The organism is Vibrio sp. CJQ_6, assembly GCF_043106745.1.
Lineage (GTDB): Bacteria > Pseudomonadota > Gammaproteobacteria > Enterobacterales > Vibrionaceae > Vibrio > Vibrio furnissii.
On record NZ_JBICMV010000021.1, the window covers coordinates 361,435 to 380,813 of the forward strand.

Here is a 19,379-nt window from a genome sequence, read left to right on the forward strand (position 1 = left end):
AGTAAAACCTTAGCAATATTCGAACCGATTCTATGATTCTCTTGTGAGAAAGAAAAAAATGTGTGATCCACAAAGAAATTGCAGGGAAGAACACTTAGGGTTGAACAAAAATCAGCCTATGGAAGTGAGATCTATATCGCAATTTAATATTTGATGTCATCGAAGTGAACGTTTGCGGTGAACGTTTACGTGATCAAGTAAATAAGGGTTTTGTTAATAACTCGTTGATTACGATGAGGTTTAATGGAATGTTGTATTGGGGGGAGCGTAGAAAATGGCAATGGGTATGAAATCTTCGACAGCGTAACACAAAAAAAATACAAATATCAGACTTGCCGGAAAGAAATCACAACCTATAATGCTGAAAACCGGAGCGTCTGCCAACGCTCCGGTTTTTTTGTGTCCGAAAAGTACTGAAGTCTGCCAACCGAAGTACAACGCACTCTGCAAACAGAGACACAAACTGTGAATCAATCAAGGAATTACACAATGCGTATCGAACAAGAACTTAAGTTAGGTTTTAAAGATGTCCTGTTTCGCCCGAAACGTTCAACCCTGAAAAGCCGTTCTCAAGTAAATTTAACCCGCGAGTTTACCTTCAAGCATAGTGGCCGTCAATGGTCTGGCGTGCCAGTTATAGCGGCGAACATGGATTCCGTGGGCAGCTTTGCCATGGCGAAAGCCCTCGCTGAGCATGGTGTAATGACCGCGGTTCATAAACACTACACAGTGGCGGACTGGGCGGAGTTTGCAAAAACAGCAGACAAAGCAACGCTAAACAACGTGATGGTTTCAACCGGAACGTCGGATGCTGATTTCCAAAAAACGCAAGACATCATGGCGCTGTCTGATGAATTCATCTTCATCTGTATCGACATCGCGAACGGCTACTCAGAGCACTTGGTGGAATACGTAGAGCGCGTGCGCGCAGCCTTCCCAGACAAAGTGATCTCGGCTGGTAACGTGGTCACAGGCGACATGTGTGAAGAGCTGATTCTGGCCGGTGCAGACATCGTGAAAGTGGGCATTGGCCCAGGTTCCGTATGTACCACGCGCGTGAAAACCGGTGTGGGTTACCCACAACTGTCTGCCATCATTGAATGTGGCGACGCAGCGCACGGCCTTGGCGGCGTAATCATCGGTGACGGCGGCTGTTCATGCGCTGGTGATGTGTCAAAAGCGTTCGGTGGCGGCGCAGATTTCGTGATGTTGGGCGGCATGCTGGCTGGTCACGAAGAGTCAGGCGGCGAGATCATCGACAAAGATGGCGAGAAGTTCATGAAGTTCTACGGCATGTCTTCAAAGAGCGCGATGGACAAACACTCTGGAGGCGTCGCGGGTTACCGCGCAGCTGAAGGAAAAACTGTCCTATTGCCATACCGTGGCAGTGTGCACGGCACCATCCAAGACATCCTCGGCGGCGTGCGCTCAACTTGTACCTACGTAGGCGCAGCAAAGCTGAAAGAGCTAACCAAGCGTACCACGTTCATCCGCGTACAAGAGCAAGAGAACAACGTATTCGGTAAAGAGTAATTTGTTAACTCTTCGGAAAATACGAAATATTAAGAGCCGCTTTTAGCGGCTCTTTTTTATCTCAATGTTTGCTTGATACTAATGTCACGCCAAATAAAAACACCCTCAACTACAAAAACAGGCAGTGGGCGATACCCTATTAACAGTTTGTTATGCTCGTGGTATTTATAGGCGACTCAGTATCTCTGCTTTTTTCGCTTCAAACTCTTCACTGGTGATAGCATTGATATCTAGTAATTTTTTTAATTTTTCTAACTGTGAAAAGTGATCATTTGTTTCTTCAGTGTGTGTTTCAACGTGCTCTTGCTTCGGTGTTTCAGCTCTTGCAACTTCCATTAACAGCATATTAATTTTTTTATCGATGTCTTCGACAGTGATCTGGGATGTGCTAGAAGCTTTGGCATTTGATAGCTCTTTGAAGGTATTTTCTAATATTGGGTTTTTCTTTACTACTGTTTCGTTGGCACAATATAGTTCAATAAAATCTTGTTGAGATTTTTGAACTCTAGCTAGGTTCTCAAGAACCTCTGCTTCGTTGTTTTTCCCCATAATAAGTAGGAAAATGGCCGCAATAATAGGAGAAATGATGCAAGCTAACAAGAACCACAGAAAGCTGCTACGATTGTAATTGGAAGCTAAAAAACCAACAGCGATTGCCAATAAAAACCAGAAAAAAATCCCACCTAACATATTTACCTCATTTGATTTGAATTTGTACCGCGGTAACAATATCAATTTTTGCTTAACATGTTTTGACTTTAAGCAATATTCGACTGTAATTTTTAACCATTCATATAAAAGCATATTAGTCGATTTTAAATGAACTTTTTATATATAATTCCAGTGAAACATATATTAGGAGGTTATTTAAGTCACCTATATTTTTTAGTTGGTTTTAGAATTCCAACAACTGACAAATGAAACGTACCCACAATATCAAATGAGAGAGTCTTATTGTGTGATCGGTTTAGGCTTTATCACCACCATTGCGTACCAATATGCATGTCAGCCCATGTTGTTCAGTGTGCGGATAATGAGCATAAAAAAAGTAGGTGCTTGACTGCAGCCATAGGTGCTCGATGGGGCGAAACGGAAGAGTGAAAGGGAGGTTCCACGTTCTGCGCCATATGTTCGCCAGCCACTTGATGATGAAGGGCAGCAACATCATCACGCTGCAAAAAATACTTGGGTTTTCTAGATGTGGTGGGAATAAAAAACCCGCCGTTCGGCGGGTTCTTATCAATTGTCGTTAACTTGCGATGTTTACGGTAATTTGCAGTTTCAGCGGCAATTTTTCGAGATGTTTTTCGATGGTTTGACGCGTTTGTTCGATGTCTTCAACCAGAATGGTGTCACAGTTGTCTTCTGGGTAGATATCAACGTCAACCCAAAGCTCATGACCAACTTTCGTTACACCGACCAATTCAATTTCCTGATCGGACTCTTCACAGGCCACAACCACACTTTGGTCAACGGTTTGGCAAATTTCTTCGCTTGGTGACATCAGGAAGATTTCACGCATTGCTGAGCGTAGCATGTCAAATGGAACTTTGATGAAGTAGAACGACATTGCAAGCATCATCACTGGGTCAGCGTAGACCGCGTAATTTGCCATCGGTGTCAGAGTCATCAACCATGCGACCACGAAGCCGACTGTTACCGCTAAACTCAGCAGTGTATCCATCTGCCACTGTTTTACTTCAGCGCCGATAAGGCCAGAAGAGTGTTTCTTGCTTAGTGACACCATGTACCACCAAGCGATGGCACAACCAATCACGTTGATAGCACCAAATACAGTTGCGATAGACGCATCGACTTCACGACCACCGGTAAACATAGAACCGATCGCAGAGTACAGTGAGTAACAGACGAGCATCAGAATGACGGTCCCTTTGACCGCAATCACGGCTGGTTCAAACAATGCTCGTCCGAATGGGAACTCAGAATCAGAAGGTTTTCTGATGTAGCGTGCCGCCACTAGCGACAAGATTGTTAACAGTAGGCTGACGAGAGAATAAACACCGTCGAACACGATAACCAGAGAGCCTACAAGCAGACCGACAACAAGACCAGCTACAGCAAACATAGATGCGAAAAGGGCTGAGAGGGTCAGAACACGGTTTTCGTTAAAACTTTTTGGAGCACTCATTTTATTTTTATACCTGTTGGATAACTGAGGTTATTTTGGCTGATCGGCCGAGCTTTACAATGGTGATTTGCTTTTTTGAACAGGTAGTTTTGAAGGATTTTAGATTTAGTTTTTAAATATCAATGAGTTATTAGTTTAAATTTCTGTCAATAATATTGACACTGACTGGCCTTTCGCCAGTCGAGTGCAAAATAAACAGCGATTAGAAGTCAAATAGATAGTCACTGAGCTTGTCAGCAAGCCAAACCATAGCTGGGTTTTCTGAACTGCCGGCGACGCTAAACATACAATAGTCTTCCTGAGTCAAACCGTAGGTGTGGCGAATCACGGCCAATCGCTGTTCGCGTAAATGGTGACGAATCAGCGGCTCTGGCAGCACGCCCCAGGCACTTTCGGTCAGGATGGTACTCAACATGTATTCAAAGCTTGAAAAGCCGATGTAGCGGCGAGAAAAGGGCTCTAGGCTGGAGTTATCACGTTCGTTGAGGTACACCATCACTGCTTGCATCGATTTACGCAGGTCTTCATCGGTCACGCGTTTGATTTTGGTGAGCGGGTGTGTGGTGCTGCACACCGACATCATCCGGATTTTACCGAGTGGCTGATAACCGATGCGTGGGTCATCGAGACGTTCGTAGTCAACCCCAAAAGCAAAGTCGACTTGTTGGGTCGAGACCAAGTTTGCCAAGTCACCGCTGGATGCCAACACGATGTTAAACGAGGTGTTGGGAAAGAGCTTATTGAGTGAGTGCGCCAGATCTTGCCACAACGAGTCCGGCAGCGAGTCATCACGAGCAATCCACATCTCGGCGGCAAACTCATCAGAAACTTGCGAACAGGTGCGGCGAATGCGGGTCGATGTGATGAGCATGTTCTCGCAATCTTTGTAGATGGCTTTTCCCGCCTCAGACAACGTGAGGTTGTTTCCGGTGCGCGTAAACAGTTCGACACCCAGCTCGGTTTCAAATGCTTTGATCGCCATGCTCAGCTTGGTGCGGTTACACTCAAGCTGGCGGGCAGCCTCGGAAACCGAGCCCGTATTGGCGATGGTGCAGAAAGCTTCAATTTGGGACAGGTTCATAGCAGACTCATTGGATAGAAGTTGCCGAATCATAAACAATTTTCGTCAGGCTGCCTATCTGCTCTAATATTCGCCAATTGACTCAAATTCAGATTTTCTTGCGCAAGATTGCGTTGTAACTCTATGAACTTTACTCCGTTTTGGTTTAATCTTGGTGTGTTCGAGTAGTCTCAAACTTACGGGTTTAACCTAAATGCTTGTGCATTCAGGAAATGAGCCTGCCAATTTGAGGTCACTTGGGCACATTTGCCCGAATACAAGAAGTAACACGGAGGCCATGATGGCACACGACTGGGACGAATACGCAGCGGATTGGGAAAAAGACGAAGCGACAACCGTTTTTGCGCAGAACGTTTTTCAGCAACTGAATAAGCTCATTTCGCTTGAAGGCAAGCACGTGCTTGATTTTGGTTGCGGCACGGGTTTGCTAAGTCAACTGATGTCACCAGTGGCAAAAGACATTGTGGCTTTGGATGCGTCCGAAGCCATGATTGAAGAGTTGGACAAGAAAGAGCTGGTGAATGTGGAGCCGGTGGTGGACCACTTAACGCGTGGCTTGGTTGCGCAGCATCCGGCGTTTCGCAAGCAGTTTGATGTGGTGGTTGCCTCTTCAGTGTGCGGTTTTGTGCCGAACCATGAAGAAATGGCCGAGATCATCTACACCTTGCTAGACGAAGGCGGTTTATTTGTGCACTGGGATTGGCTGGTGGACGACAACGATCCGGACTTCGGCTTAAGCGAACGTGATGCGCACGCCATGCTAACGCAAGCGGGCTTTGCGACGGTTGAAGTGAGCAAAGTGTTTGACGTGAAAACGCCACAAGGCGTTGTGCCCGTGGTGATGGGCGTCGGCCGAAAATAGAAATTTATTGACTAAATTAAGCCGCGACAGGATTTCTGTCGCGGCTTTTTTGTTTTCTTAAGATTCTTAAGTGTCTCTTAAGCTTGCCGCCATAAGCTCATGGTGTCGGGCACAGAGAGGGCTTCTGAATGAAAGACTTTTTTCACGATCACGCGCTTGAACTGGCGATCATTGATCGTAACCATCCCAAGCGGGATGAAGTCGAACACTATATCGCGCAACGTTATTCATTGGCGTTTGATGCGCGTCTCAATTGCTTTATGCCGACCTTCATGGCGTTGATGGACGATGACCACATTAAGTCCTTGTGTGGTTACCGTGTTGCCAGCGACGAGGCGCTGTTTCTTGAGCAATATTTAGATCACCCGGCGGACGCCTTACTTGCCAACACGTTCAAGCGTCCCGTCGAGCGCACTCAATTGATCGAATTTGGCCAATTGGCTTCGTTTTCCAAAGGGTTTTCCTCCCTACATTTTCTGCTGATGACGCAAAAGCTGGTCGAACAAGGCTTTGAATGGTGCATTTTTACCGCCACCGACCCGCTCTACGCCATGATGTGTCGTTTGGGGTTGGACCCGACCATCTTGGCTGAAGCCGATCCCACTCGTATTCCAGATGCCCACACGATTTGGGGCAGCTATTACCACTATCAGCCGCGCATTGTCGCCGGTAATCTGAAAGGCGCTTTGGTGCATTTGCAGGCGCTGTTTTCTGACCGCAAACATCGTTTAAGCGGAGGTTTCTGATGAACACCATTTTACAGGCATTGGCCCAACGCGCGGAAACGACGCCCGATGCGATTGCATTTCAAGGTTACAGCGAGCGCACACAACAGATCGAGTCCATTAGTTATCTGACGTTGTGGGTGCGTGTCAAAGAAGCGGCGGCGCTGCTCACTCAGCTTGAAGCGCGTTGCATCGCATTGCGCGCTGAAAATAGTTTGGGGTGGGTGATTACCGATTTGGCCGCGATGCAGGCGCGCATTCCGGTGGTGCCCGTACCGATGTTTTTTAGTGAAACCCAAATCGTGCATACCTTGGAGCGTTCAGGCGCCGATGTATTGATTGGTGAATGGCACAGCTTACAACCGGAACTGCTGGGGCAATTGGAAGGCTTGCCATTGTGGCGCAATTCACATGCTCATGGCGCTCATTGGTTACCTGACAGCAGCAAAATCACGTTCACTTCAGGCTCGACTGGGCAACCCAAAGGCGTCTGCTTGAGCGATGAACAACTGGCGCAAGTCAGTGGTGCTCTGGCCGATGCGATCGCGACGGAAACGCGCTGCGAAACGCACCTGATTTTACTGCCACTGTCCACTTTGCTGGAGAACATTACCGGCGTTTACGTACCGATGTTGCTCGGTGCTACGTCGGTGGTGGTGCCAGGGGAAAATGTGGGGCTGTCTGGCTCAAGTCAGTTCAATCCCAATCAGTTTGCGGTCGCGCTCAGTCAGTATCAACCCAGCAGTTTGGTGTTAACCCCCGCGCTGCTGATGGCGCTGATTCATATTGTTACGTTGAACCCAACGTTGGCGCGCTCGCTTAAGTTTGTCGCGGTCGGCGGTGCTCGTGTCACGCCAGCCTTGCTAAACAAGGCACGCGCATTGGGCATTCCTGCATTTGAAGGATACGGCTTATCGGAATGTGCTTCCGTGGTGAGTTTGAACACGCCCAGCGCTCACAAACCGGGGACCAGTGGCCGCGTGCTGCCGCATGTTGAGGTGAAAATTGCTGATGATGGTGAAGTACTGGTGCGCGGTAACGTGGCTCTGGGTTATATCGGCGAAGCGTTTACGCAAACATGGTTGGCCACTGGCGATTTGGGACATCTGGATGCACAGGGTTTTCTGACCATCAATGGCCGCAAGAAAAACCAAATCATCACCGCGTTCGGGCGCAACGTGTCGCCGGAGTGGCTGGAATCGGAAGCGCAAGTGTTGCCCGCGCTGCATAGCATGGTGGTGGTAGGGGAAGGACAATCGACCCTCACGGCGGTGGTCGACAGCAATCAGCCCGAAATTGTGGCGGTCAGCCTACGCAAGCTCAATGCGGCGCTGCCGGACTATGCCCGCATTGGCAAAGTGGTGACGCTGGCAGGGCTCAAACAGCAGCCTGGGTTATACACCGCCAATGGGCGCCCAGTGCGGGCACAATTTGAACATTGGCTGGCGCAGCTTCCTGTTGGCGGGCAGCACACGATCACGACCAACTTGAATGACACCAGCAACTTAAATCACACAACGCAACAGCATGAATCGTGGAGTTGAGTCGTGGGACTCAAACGCCATTGACCCGAATGGAAAGAGGAAAACAGCATGAGTGAATTCTTCCAAACACTGAAACAGCAAACGCAAGCTGCGCAGCAAACCCTATTACAGGCGCCGATTTTCGCCCAATGTGCGCGTGGCGACATTGACCGCGCAACCTACGTGGCATTTTTGACGCAGGCGTTTCATCACGTCAAACACACGGTGCCGCTGTTGATGGCGTGTGGTGGACGCTTGCCCGAGAAATATGAATGGCTGCGCCAAGCTGTTGGGGAATACATCGACGAGGAGAGTGGGCATCACGAATGGATCCTCAACGACATCACCGCGTGTGGTGCTGACGCTGACTTGGTACGAGCCAATCAGGCTCAGGGCCGAGTGGGCGCGCCGATTGAATTGATGGTGGCTTATCTCTATCACCAAATTGATCGTGTCAATCCCATCGCTTTGTTTGGCATGGTTTGGGTGCTGGAAGGCACCAGTGTCGGGGTGGGCGGTGAGGTCGCCGCCTTGGTGAAACAGACGCTAAATTTGCCGGAGAATGCCATGAGTTATCTGACGTCGCACAGCGTGCTGGATCAAGACCACATTCAACTGTTTGAAAGGTTGATGAACCAAATTACCGATCCGGTCGATCAGCAAGCGATCATCGATTCAGCTAACATGGTGTTTCGACTCTACGGCGAGATGCTGCGTGAGCTGACACCGCATGCATTCCAACACGCGGCGTGAGGACAAGACGATGAACTTACAAGGTAAACGGGTGCTGTTAACTGGTGCCTCGGGCGGCATTGGCCGAGAAATCGCCCAAGCGCTGGAAGCGAAAGGCGCCGCCCTGATCTTAGTGGCGCGAAGCCGCAATAAACTGGAAGCGCTGAAAAACAGCCTTGAGTGTCCAGAGCGTCATCACGTCCTGGCCATCGATTTCCAACATCCTGATAGCGAAGATGTGCTCAAAGCCTTCGCGCTTGAACAGGTTCACCGCGATCAGCGCATCGATGTGCTGATTAACAATGCGGGCAATAACCAGTTTAGTTTTCTGGCTCAGCGCAGCGCGAAATCACTGCGCGAAGAGATCCACCTGAATCTGATGACACCGATGTTGACCAGTCAGTCGGCGTTGAGTTGGCTGCAACGTCCGGGCATCATCCTGAACATCGGCTCGACCTTCGGTTCGATTGGCTTTCCGGGTTACACCAGCTACTGCGCCGCGAAAGCGGGCGTACAGCGATTCAGCGAGGCGTTGGATCGCGAGTTAGATGGCGCGGGAATTCGCGTGTTGTATCTGGCGCCAAGGGCGACCAACACCGATCTCAATGATGACCGTGTCACGCAAATGAATCGTGATTTGGGCAACCGCAGCGATGCGCCAAGTGTCGTCGCACGCCATGTGGTGTCTATCTTGGAAAAAGAGCGCGCGTCAATGTGGATTGGGTGGCCGGAAAAGTTGTTTGCGCGCTTAAACCAGCTCATTCCCACGGTGGTGTCTGCCTCGATTCGCAAACAACAAGACACCATTCATCACTACATCACACCGGGAGCGGTGCAGCCGCCTCGCTCACCGCACATCATGAGGGACGAACGATGAAACGGACGATCACGCTGAGCATCGCAGCTTTAACTTTAGGTACAACCATGTCTGTCGCAGCCGCCGGTGCTGACCCGCTGCAAACCATTCAGAAAAAATGGGCCGTGTGTCAGTATCAATCGAAGGACAAAGATCATCAGGTGTATTGCTTGGAAAATCTGATCCAACGGAACGAAGAGGCATTAAAAGCCGCGCCCGAGCGTCAGGAACTGAAAGTTTGGCTGGCGATCAATAAATCGTCTCTTGCCGGGGCGGATGGCGGTTTGGGCGCCTTGTCGTTGGTGAAAGAGGCCAAAGTGTTACTGGAACAAGTGATTGAAACAGCGCCAGAAACGTTAGATGGCTCCGCGTATACCAGTTTAGGTTCGCTATACTATCAAGTACCGGGTTGGCCAATTGGCTTTGGCGACGATGACAAAGCGGAAGCGATGCTAAAAAAAGCGTTGGAAATCAATCCTGATGGCATCGATCCGAACTATTTTTATGGTGATTTTCTGGCGCAGGACGGCCGCAAAGCCGAAGCGATTCAGTATTTGACCAAAGCCCAGCAGGCCAAACCACGTCCAGCGCGTCCGCTGGCTGATCAAGGGCGACAACAAGAGATCGCGAAGAAACTGGGAGCGTTGAATTAGAAATGCGTTTGCTGCTTGTCGAAGATGATGTTTTATTAGGCCGCTCAATGGTGACCTCGTTGAGTCGCCACGGTTACACCGTCGATTGGGTCGAGCGCGGCTCGGGCGTCGAGACCGTGCTCAAAACCGAGCAGTTTATGGCGGTGATCCTCGATCTCACCCTGCCGGATATTGATGGGTTGATGGTGCTGCGTCACATTCGCCGCGCTGGTTTTACGCTGCCGATATTGATTCTGACCGCGCGCGATGACATTGACGATCGCGTGAAAGGGTTGGATGGCGGCGCTGATGACTACCTGATCAAACCGTTCGCGCTGGAAGAGTTGATGGCGCGCCTGCGGGTGCTGATTCGTCGTCAATCGGGTTACTGTGACACGCGCATCGACGTGGGGGAGTTATCGTTGTCGCTGTCTGAACAATCGGTCGATTTTCAGGGCAACCGCCTGAAACTCACCAATAACGAGTTCAAATTGTTGGCGTCGTTGATGACGCACGCGGGTCGTGTCCTGAGCAAAGAGCAACTGCAACAATCCCTGCACGGCTGGGATGAAGGAGCGAGCGACAATGCCATCGAGGTGCATATTCATAATCTGCGGAAAAAGGTGTCAAATCACGTGATCAAAAACATTCGTGGTGTAGGGTACATCATTGAAAAATAGTGCGGAATACGCGTTTTCAATCAAGAAACGTCTCACCATCGCCGTGGTCTTGCTGTCGACGGTGCTGATCCTTGTGTCACTGTTTTTCAGCTTTACCGCGTCGCAGCATGAGATTGAAGAAGTGTATGATGCCCGTTTAGGGCAGTCGGCTAAAATGCTGTTGCTGGGGATGCCCGTCAAAGAAGACGGGCTGGAAGCACGCCGCGCCAGCGAGATTCTTGATACTTGGATGGCGCGGATTGCCAAGCAATCTAAGGGCGGCGATTCGCCCACCACTTTCGGCCACCCTTACGAGCGCAATATTCTGATTCAGTTTTACCTCAGTGGGGAGCTAGTGTGGAGTTCCATTCCCGCGATCAGCCGGGTTGCACACGATCCGCGCTACGCCGGGTTTGGCTATCTGGATATTGAGGGCAAGCCATGGCGCTTTTTTCAATTGCCGCTGCCGACGCAATATCATACTCAGCCAGAATACGTGATTGTGGCGGAGAAACAGTCGATTCGAGACGAGATGAGCCGCGAATTGGCGCTCTCAACCGCCTTGCCGCAACTGATTTTGATTCCCTGTCTGGCTTTGGTGATGGCCTTGCTGATTGGCAAACATTTTGAACCGATTTCTGAGCTCAAACGCGCCATTACCCAGCGTAGTGCCAACAAGCTTGATAGCATTTACGTGTCGAACCCTACGCAGGAACTCTCTCCGCTGGTGGACTCGTTAAATAGATTGCTGACCGAGTTGGATCAGGCGTGGCAGCGTGAACGACGCTTTACCCGCATGGCTGCTCACGAATTGAAAACGCCGTTGACGGTGTTGCGACTGAATGCGGAAAACGCCCTGCTGAGCCAAAATGAAGCGCAGTTGAAATCCGATTTAAGCAATATTCTGCGCGGCATTGAGCGCACGGATCGCCTTATTCAACAGTTGCTGATGTTGGCGCGGGTGGAAAGCATCCATGACTTAACATTCTCCAGCATCAACCTGACGAAGCTGGTGCAAGGTGTGATTGCCGAACTGGTGCCGCTTGCGCTGCGCAATCAACAAGAGCTCTCTCTCGACGGCGACGATATTTTTGTGTTGGGAGATGAATCCCTGCTGCGGATTCTATTTACCAACTTGGTGGATAACGCCATTCGTTACTCGGGGGCAGGCAGCCAGATCAAAGTCGAGGTGCAAGAGGAAGGTCAGGTTGTGAATGTGTGGGTCAGTGACACGGGGGAAGCGCTGAGCGAGGAGGCCCGTGAGAAACTGTTTGAAAACTTCTACCGAGCCAACACCGAAAAAGGGGATGGGGCCGGTCTGGGTATGTCCATTACTAAGGACATTGCTAAGCTGCATCACGGCACGATCACCTTGATGCCAAGAGAAAATGAGCGTAATACTTTCTGGGTAGTCCTGCCTAAAGCCTAGTCCTGCAAGGTTTTTCCAAAACGTAAATTGACTATTTACGTAATTTCACTGTCGGAAATCCCTCAGAATACATACACTGCAGATATGAAATTAGTAGCGAAACTTATCGTTTGGCTGATTTCATCATCGAAATCTGTTTATTGACTAACAACTCATGGCTAGGGTTTGACATAAATAAAATCAAAAACAGAAAAGTAAAAAGGTCAGCGTTTGCTGACCTTTTTACTTTTCTGTTTGCCCTATTTCACTTAGCAGCCGCACTGACCTTTGGTCAGTTGCTTGCACAGCCACTTCATCGCTTGATCGTTCATGCTCGGTTTGTTCCACACCAAACTGTAGGCTACGGTGCCGTAATCGAACGGCAGCGGCTTGCAGACTAAGCCTTGCGCCTGATGCGCGCGCTCTGCCCAATGTTTTGAACAGGTAAACAGCAAATCGGTGTGCTGACACATGATGGCGGCCGCGCCGAAATCGGCGGTCGTCACACTCACCTGACGCGATTTATGCCGTTGGGCGAGGTTCTTCTCAAAGAAGGGTTCGCTGAGTTCCTTATCCAAAATCGCGATGTGTTTGTATGAGAGATAATCTTCCGTGGTCATCTCTTTATCTGCCAGCGGATGCGTTGGCCGCATTAAACACACCATCTCATCGTCGGTGATCACATGCCACACCAAGTCCTGCGCGTATGTCGGCGGTTGGCTGATGTCGTGCGGCAGAATCATGAAATCAATCACGCCGCGCTGCAGCGCTTCAAATCCGTAATACTCTTTGGAATGAATGGTTAATGAAAGATTGGGTGAGCATTCGGAAATGATGTTGGCAATGTCTTCTGCAAACAGCTCCAACGTACTTTCGCGCATCGCTAGCCGATAGTGCCCACTGTACTGTTTGGGGTCGAAGTTTGCCTGATGCAACAGGCCATTCATGCTGGATAGAATACTGTGAACAGCCGGGCCCATTTGCAACGCGTAAGGGGTTGGAATCAACTGGTTGCTATCACGATAGAACAGGTCATCATCGAGTAACTCACGTAACTGGGCCAGAATCTTACTGATGCTGGACGGGCTCACGCACAGGCGGGCGGCGGTCTGCGTCACACTGCGTGTGCTGAGCATCACGTGCAGTGCCGTCAGGTGCTTTAAACTGAATCTCGATAGATGAATATAATCCATAAAATAAATAAAGCAGAATACGGTGGCGCAAGCATAGCATTGTTGAAGAAAAATACAGTAATGAAAATTGCTCACGCCAGCATGAAGTATCGTTCATGTTTATGTGCATGTTGGTGGCTAAACCTCATGCTTTTCAAACAGCTGCTCTATTTCTTGTAACACCATCGGGTTGGCAATAGCGCCAATATTCTTCACCGGTTGGCCTTGCAAAGTCTGCTTGACCGCCAGTTCAACCAACTTGCCCGATTTGGTGCGCGGCACCTCACTGATGGGATAAATGGACGCTGGCACGTGGCGCGGCGAGCAGTGGGCGCGCAGGGTTTTACGAATCTTTTCTTTCAGCTCATCGGTTAAAAAGGTTTTGCTATCCAACTGCACAAACAGCACGATGGCTTCGTCATTGCCCTGTTTTTGACCGACCGCAATCGAATCGACGATTTCATCTAACTGATTGACTTGTTGATAAATTTCCGCCGTGCCGATCCGAACGCCGCCCGGATTGAGCGTGGTGTCACTGCGTCCATAAAAGCGATAACCGCGTTGCGCTGTCCATTCAATTTCATCACCATGATGCCAAACACCGGGGTACTTGTCCCAATACGCGTGGTGATAGCGTTCGCCATCATCATGCCAAAAGCCAATCGGTTGGTTGGGAAAACTGTTGCGACACACCAGTTCGCCGCGCTGTTGGCTCACGGCAATGCCGGCGTCGTTGTACACCGCCACGTCGAGGCCAAGCCCTGCGCCCTGACATTCACCGCGGTAGACCGGCGAGATTGGGTTTCCTAACACAAAGCAGCCACAAATATCGGTACCACCCGAAATAGATGCCAAATGTAAATCGGCTTTAATGTCGGCGTAGACGTACTCAAATTGCTCGGGGTAGAGCACCGAGCCCGTCGAACAAATTGTTTTCAGAGCGCTTAAATCGTAGAAGTCACTGGGCGAGAAGTGACTTTTTTGCAACGCTTCAATGTATTTGGCTGATGTGCCAAACAGCGTCATTTGGGTTTCTTGAGCCAACTCCCACAACACGCCCGGCTGTGGGTACATCGGGCTGCCGTCATAAATCACTAAGGTTGCGCCACTTGCCAGCGCGGACACGTGCCAATTCCACATCATCCAGCCGCATGTGGTGTAATAAAAGACCCGATCGCCCGGTTGAATATCGCAGTGCAGTTGATGCTCTTTGAGGTGGTTTAGCACCGTGCCGCCGACGGAATGCGCGATGCATTTGGGTTGGCCAGTGGTGCCGGAGGAGTAGAGGATAAACAGCGGATCGTTAAACCCCACGCGTTCAAACTCAATGCCGCGCGGCAAATAGCTGGCGAGGATCGCTGGCCAGTCAGAAAAACTATCGTTGAAATCTTGGCTGTAACTGCGCTGCTGAAGGTATTCGATTTGACAGGTATTTTCGATCGACGGGATCGCCGCGACAATGCTGGCGTTGCGTTCTTCCATCACATGGTTTTTGCCGCCGAAGCGGTAGCCATTACAGCAAAACAGAATTTTCGGTTGCACCTGACCAAAGCGTTCCACCACGCTTTCGACGCCAAAATCAGGCGAGGTTGACGTCCAAATTGCGCCTAGACTGGTGGTCGCCAACATGGCAATCACGCTTTCGGGCAGATAGGGCAGATAGCCAGCGACCACATCGCCGCGGCCCACGCCGTTTTGGGTTAACCATTGCTGAACGATGGAGACTTGATCGCACACTTGCTGCCAAGTCAGCTTGCGGCTTTGGCCGTTTTCGTTTTTAAACCAAATGGCCACCCCATCGGGTTGCTGATAGGCATAAGAGAGTAAATTCTCTGCGTAATTGAGCTGCGCCTGAGGAAACCAAATGGTGTCTCTGGCGGGTTCAAACTCATCCCAGCGCGCGATCCCTTCGCCATGAATGCAGTCGCCGCAATACCCAATTACATCGCAAAATTGCCACACCTCGAGCCAGAATTTTTTCTTGTCGGCCACCGACCACCGGTGCAGTTGGTCATAACTCTCAAACGCTTCGCCTTGCATGTTGATGTGACGAAGAAACTGCTGCAGGTTGGAAGCGTTGATTCGGTCCTGACTGGGCGTCCAAAGGGGCGTGGCGTTTGACATAACATCCTCGATGATTGGTTTTCTTTTTTCTGCAATGCATCAAGTTTTGACCATTTTCCCGTAAAGTCAAACCTGCGGCCAATGATCAGATCGCTGATATATAAGCAAAAAAATAACGAATGTAAATAAAATGTTACACTGCTTTGTGCGGGTATTCAGAGCGGATCATTGGCAGCCAAAATCGAAGGCGATAGGCTTAATGTAACGAGGTTGTTAAGGAGATGGGGTGATGACGACGTATCATTCCAAACCAGTGAATCACAAAGGATTTGTCGATTGGGATCCCGAGGAAGATGCCATTTGGCACGACTTGGTTGTGCGCCAACAATCGGTCATTCGTTCGCGTGCTTGTCAGGCTTACCTTGATGGGTTGGAGATGCTCAATCTGCCCCTCGACCACGTGCCGCAATTGCCGGAAATTAATCGCGTGTTGCTGCGAGAAACGGGATGGCAAGTGTCACCTGTGCCAGCACTGATCAATTTTGATCGCTTCTTTGCGCTGCTGGCAGAGAAGCAATTCCCCGTCGCGACGTTTTTGCGCCGCCGTGAGGAGTTTGATTACTTGCAAGAACCGGATTTCTTCCATGAGATCTTCGGCCATTGCGCCATGTTAACGCATCCCGATTTTGCTGCGTTCACCCATACTTATGGGCAACTGGGCAAAAACGCCACACCGCAGCAGCGGGCTTATCTGGCGCGTCTCTACTGGTTTACGGTGGAGTTTGGGTTGGTGAACGAGGGAAATCACACCAAAATCTATGGAGGCGGGATTCTTTCGTCGCCGGGCGAAACAATCTATTCGCTCGATAGCCCCATTCCGACACGGGAGCGTTTCAACGTGCACAACGTCCTGCGCACTCCGTACCGCATTGATATCATGCAGCCGGTGTACTACGTCTTGGACGATATTCGCCAGTTGTATCAGCTCAGTCAGACCGATCTGATGGGCCATGTTGAACAGGCCATGGCGGCAGGACTGCTGCCCCCTTTATTTACCCCGAAGGAAGAAACACATGCTTGATGAATTACGTTGCGAAGCGTGCAGCGCCGATGCGATGGCGTTAACTCAGGACGAACAGCAAACGCTGTTAAGCGAACTTGAAGGCTGGGCGCTGATCCACCGCGACGGCATTCCACAATTGGAAAAAGCGTATCGCTTTAAGAATTTCAAGCTGGCTTGGGCATTCGCCAATCAGATTGCTCAGCTTGCTGAAGACGAATTCCACCATCCCAGCATCGTGCTTGAGTGGGGAAAAGTGACCGTGACGTGGTGGAGCCATTCAATCAAAGGGCTGCACAAAAATGATTTCATTTGCGCTGCCAAGTGTGACCGCGTGACTGCGTCCGCGTCGTCATAATTGGACTGCGAGTAAGTAGTTTTTACACGGCATCGGTTCTCATCGAGGTCGGCGCCAGTCACGGTCGATGCCAATCACGACCTCAGCCATGTTCAGTTACGCCTGACGCGCGAACGTTGTTGCGCGTCAGGCTGTTTTCATTTCGCTTGCTGCGCGATGAGCGATGGTGATTCACTGTCGCCAATCAGGTTGTTGATCCAGCGTTTGGAGTGAATGCGCTGCGTGGTCAGGAAAATCTTGGCGACCTCTTCCAGCCAAATTGCCATCAACACCCAGTGCAGCGGCCACCCGAGCACCAAACCGGTGAAGTAAGCGAGCGGAATCCCAATGGCCCATTGGCCGAACAGATCAATAAAAATGCTGTAGCGAATATCGCCGCCGCTTTTCAGCACGCCGCCAATGCCAACCATGTTGAACACGCGCAGCACCATGCCAAATGCCATCACCAAACACACATTCAATGCCATGGCTGAATCTTCCAGCGGGCTATGGCTGATGAGCCATGCCAGCGCTGGTTTGGCGAGATAGCAAAGTAGCGCCAACAGCAACGCCAGCACGCAGCTCGTAATCACGTACCACCACGCGGTGTTCTCGACGCGTTGATAATTCTGAGCGCCAATCTCATTGCCTAAAATGATTGAGGCAGCGACCGCAAATCCCATAAACGCCGATATCAACACGCTTTCTATCGGTGAAAGCAATGAGATGATCGCCAGCTCTGATACGCCCAACTGACCGACAATCACGTTATACGCCAGAATGCCCACGGCCCAACCCGTGTCGTGCACAATCATCGGCCACGCAACTTTGTAGTAGCGTACGCGGTGTAGGCGCAGCTTCGCTTGCTGCCAATGTGTTCGTGTCGGCAGCAGATGCGGGTAACGGCGGTGCAACGCATAAAACAACATGGCGGTCTGGCACACGCGAGAAACCGAGGTTCCAATTCCCGCGCCCAAAACGCCCAGTTCAGGGAAACCGAACAGGCCGAAGATCAGCAGTGTGTTGAGGATTGCATTGATGATGATGGCAATGATGCTGACGCGGGTTGGCAGTTTGGCTTCGCCAACCGAACGCAGCACGCCCTCAACCGGCACCACCAAGGCAGTGCAGAACAAACTGGCCCCGGTGACCCACAAGTAATCGGTCGCTAAAGCGATGTATTCGGGGTCTGAGGCAATCATCGACACCACCGATTGTGGCGATATCAGATACAGCGCCATAAATGGCAGCGTGAATCCAAGGGCGACCACCCACGATTGGGCGAGTGTGCGGCGCACGCCATCGAGATTACCCGAGCCAAAGTATTGCGACGCCAACACGCTTACTGCGCCGCTCGCGCCGACAATGACGATCAAGTTGAAAAAGAAGATTCGGTTACCCACCCCAACGGCGGCGGTGGCGGCTTCACCCAGTTGGCTGACCATAAAAATATCCACCACACCCAGCAGTGAAAACAGCATGGATTGCATGGACACGGGTACGCCAATGCTGATCAGTTTTTGCCAGAACGGGCGATCCAGATGATGAAAAGAGGCCAACATGGGTGCGATCTCACTCGAAGAAATGAACGCTGTCAGTGTAGGGGCTGCGCGTTCCTTTGTATTGTTCAATTCCATCCCAAATATTTGCCAAACTCTCATGATTCAGGACACGCAAGAACATTATCGAATTTCCGATCAAACCACCCATCAGGTGATCGATCAGGAGCATGCGTTGCACCTTGAGCAGAGCGGCATTGTTCAGTGTGGGTTGGCCACCTGTCGCGAGGCTTTTAGCGTGTATCGGAAGTCACCCGGGCAACACATGTTGCTGTTTACCGTGAAGGGCAAAGGTTGGTTGCAAAGCGGGCAAGAGCGTTATGTGTTGGAGCCTGGTTCGATGATCGTGGTGCCTGCGGGCGTTGAGAATGGCTTTGGTATTGAAGAAGAAGATTGGCAATTGGCGTGGCTGTTTTTGTCACCCCAGCGCGATTGGCCCTGTGTGGTTGATGCGACAATTCGCTACGATCTGACGCCCGTGACCGATGTGATTTTTTCCTGTACGCAAACCTTGGTGCGTACCCTGTCGTTGCCAGCCGAACTCGGCAAAACTATCGCCCAATACGCGGTTGCACAAATCAACGTGTTGTTGAATTCCCCGACGCCCCATCCTCAGCCACGCATGGCAGTGCGATTGAATCGCGCGTTTGAGCAGGTGCAAAAGCAACTGCATCGTGAATGGAGCGTGGAACAACTGGCGGCCTTGGTGCCGTGTTCCGTGCCGCACCTGCATCGTTTGAGTCAAACTTACTATCATCACAGCCCCAAAGCGCACTTGACGCGGCTGCGCATGGAGTACGCTGCTCGTTTGCTGGCGCGATCTGATTGGTCGGTGCAACATATCGGCGAAATGGTGGGCTACCCTAACAGTGCCAACTTCAGTACACGCTTTAAACGCTGGAGCGGAAAAACGCCCCGCCAGCATCGTTATGAGTATCAAAACGGCGCCAAACTATAATTTCCCACGCCGCAGCATGCCGAAAATAGGCTGTTTTACAGCTTGTTACAAATGGAGATCTTGCTCAAC

The 19,379-nt window shown here is 50.6% G+C and carries 19 protein-coding genes; 13 read left to right on the top strand and 6 right to left on the bottom strand.

What is annotated here, in order from left to right:
• Window positions 1–489 precede the first annotated feature (489 nt).
• A complete protein-coding gene (locus ACF8PK_RS12450) occupies window positions 490–1,533 on the top strand; it encodes a GMP reductase (RefSeq protein WP_004727097.1) in 1,044 nt (347 codons plus the stop codon).
• A gap of 165 nt (window positions 1,534–1,698) precedes the next feature.
• Here the strand turns inward: ACF8PK_RS12450 and ACF8PK_RS12455 are convergent, their stop codons facing one another.
• Window positions 1,699–2,223 carry an SHOCT domain-containing protein gene (locus ACF8PK_RS12455; RefSeq protein WP_392441591.1) on the bottom strand — a complete coding sequence of 175 codons (525 nt, stop codon included), beginning with the start codon at window positions 2,221–2,223 and terminating at the stop codon, window positions 1,699–1,701.
• A gap of 389 nt (window positions 2,224–2,612) precedes the next feature.
• On the opposite strand from ACF8PK_RS12455, the gene ACF8PK_RS12460 reads away from it, so the two are divergent.
• Window positions 2,613–2,786 carry a tyrosine-type recombinase/integrase gene (locus ACF8PK_RS12460; protein WP_392441593.1) on the top strand — a complete coding sequence of 58 codons (174 nt, stop codon included), beginning with the start codon at window positions 2,613–2,615 and terminating at the stop codon, window positions 2,784–2,786.
• Here the strand turns inward: ACF8PK_RS12460 and ACF8PK_RS12465 are convergent.
• Entirely contained in the window at window positions 2,783–3,682 is a 900-nt protein-coding gene (locus ACF8PK_RS12465; RefSeq protein WP_038151678.1) for a cation diffusion facilitator family transporter, read from the bottom strand. The two genes, ACF8PK_RS12460 and ACF8PK_RS12465, sit on opposite strands and share 4 nt — an antisense overlap.
• A gap of 202 nt (window positions 3,683–3,884) precedes the next feature.
• Window positions 3,885–4,763, bottom strand: coding sequence for a LysR family transcriptional regulator (locus ACF8PK_RS12470; RefSeq protein WP_004727095.1), 879 nt, complete (start codon window positions 4,761–4,763; stop codon window positions 3,885–3,887).
• 280 nt (window positions 4,764–5,043) lie between these two features.
• Here ACF8PK_RS12470 and ACF8PK_RS12475 point away from each other — a divergent pair, with 280 nt between their 5' ends.
• The 8 genes from ACF8PK_RS12475 to ACF8PK_RS12510 all read left to right on the top strand — a co-directional run bounded on the left by ACF8PK_RS12475 (window position 5,044) and on the right by ACF8PK_RS12510 (window position 12,181).
• Window positions 5,044–5,625, top strand: a complete 582-nt coding sequence (locus ACF8PK_RS12475; RefSeq protein WP_392441824.1) for a class I SAM-dependent DNA methyltransferase — start codon at window positions 5,044–5,046, stop codon at window positions 5,623–5,625.
• A gap of 128 nt (window positions 5,626–5,753) precedes the next feature.
• Window positions 5,754–6,371, top strand: coding sequence for a thermostable hemolysin (locus ACF8PK_RS12480; RefSeq protein WP_004727093.1), 618 nt, complete (start codon window positions 5,754–5,756; stop codon window positions 6,369–6,371).
• Window positions 6,371–7,894 (top strand): AMP-binding protein, encoded by a 1,524-nt coding sequence (locus ACF8PK_RS12485; protein WP_392441596.1) that lies wholly within the window; start codon window positions 6,371–6,373, stop codon window positions 7,892–7,894. Before ACF8PK_RS12480 ends, ACF8PK_RS12485 begins: the two co-directional genes overlap by 1 nt.
• Before the next feature lie 48 nt (window positions 7,895–7,942).
• Window positions 7,943–8,626: a TenA family transcriptional regulator gene (locus tag ACF8PK_RS12490; protein WP_014257636.1), complete on the top strand. Its 684-nt coding sequence runs from the start codon at window positions 7,943–7,945 to the stop codon at window positions 8,624–8,626.
• A gap of 10 nt (window positions 8,627–8,636) precedes the next feature.
• Complete coding sequence (locus tag ACF8PK_RS12495; RefSeq protein ID WP_014257635.1) at window positions 8,637–9,482, top strand: SDR family oxidoreductase; 846 nt, start codon at window positions 8,637–8,639, stop codon at window positions 9,480–9,482.
• Window positions 9,479–10,114: a tetratricopeptide repeat protein gene (locus ACF8PK_RS12500; protein ID WP_392441599.1), complete on the top strand. Its 636-nt coding sequence runs from the start codon at window positions 9,479–9,481 to the stop codon at window positions 10,112–10,114. Before ACF8PK_RS12495 ends, ACF8PK_RS12500 begins: the two co-directional genes overlap by 4 nt.
• A 2-nt stretch (window positions 10,115–10,116) precedes the next feature.
• The gene (locus tag ACF8PK_RS12505) at window positions 10,117–10,773 is read left to right on the top strand and encodes a response regulator (protein ID WP_004727088.1); all 657 of its coding nucleotides are present in this window, start codon (window positions 10,117–10,119) and stop codon (window positions 10,771–10,773) included.
• On the top strand, window positions 10,763–12,181 hold the full coding sequence (locus tag ACF8PK_RS12510; RefSeq protein ID WP_392441600.1) for an ATP-binding protein: 1,419 nt from the start codon (window positions 10,763–10,765) through the stop codon (window positions 12,179–12,181). The genes ACF8PK_RS12505 and ACF8PK_RS12510 overlap by 11 nt, the downstream gene beginning before the upstream one ends.
• Window positions 12,182–12,429: 248 nt before the next feature.
• Here ACF8PK_RS12510 and ACF8PK_RS12515 read toward each other — a convergent pair whose 3' ends face one another.
• Window positions 12,430–13,353, bottom strand: coding sequence for a LysR family transcriptional regulator (locus ACF8PK_RS12515; protein WP_014257632.1), 924 nt, complete (start codon window positions 13,351–13,353; stop codon window positions 12,430–12,432).
• A gap of 117 nt (window positions 13,354–13,470) precedes the next feature.
• Window positions 13,471–15,456: an acetoacetate--CoA ligase gene (locus ACF8PK_RS12520; RefSeq protein ID WP_143679907.1), complete on the bottom strand. Its 1,986-nt coding sequence runs from the start codon at window positions 15,454–15,456 to the stop codon at window positions 13,471–13,473.
• 229 nt (window positions 15,457–15,685) lie between these two features.
• On the opposite strand from ACF8PK_RS12520, the gene phhA reads away from it, so the two are divergent.
• A complete protein-coding gene (gene phhA / locus ACF8PK_RS12525) occupies window positions 15,686–16,477 on the top strand; it encodes a phenylalanine 4-monooxygenase (protein ID WP_158141722.1) in 792 nt (263 codons plus the stop codon).
• On the top strand, window positions 16,470–16,814 hold the full coding sequence (locus ACF8PK_RS12530; protein WP_158108390.1) for a 4a-hydroxytetrahydrobiopterin dehydratase: 345 nt from the start codon (window positions 16,470–16,472) through the stop codon (window positions 16,812–16,814). Before phhA ends, ACF8PK_RS12530 begins: the two co-directional genes overlap by 8 nt.
• Before the next feature lie 137 nt (window positions 16,815–16,951).
• Here the strand turns inward: ACF8PK_RS12530 and ACF8PK_RS12535 are convergent, their stop codons facing one another.
• Entirely contained in the window at window positions 16,952–18,355 is a 1,404-nt protein-coding gene (locus tag ACF8PK_RS12535; RefSeq protein ID WP_392441602.1) for an MATE family efflux transporter, read from the bottom strand.
• Window positions 18,356–18,452: 97 nt separating this feature from the next.
• Between ACF8PK_RS12535 and ACF8PK_RS12540 the strand changes: the two genes are divergently transcribed.
• Window positions 18,453–19,310 carry an AraC family transcriptional regulator gene (locus tag ACF8PK_RS12540; RefSeq protein ID WP_172562541.1) on the top strand — a complete coding sequence of 286 codons (858 nt, stop codon included), beginning with the start codon at window positions 18,453–18,455 and terminating at the stop codon, window positions 19,308–19,310.
• Window positions 19,311–19,379: the final 69 nt, after the last annotated feature.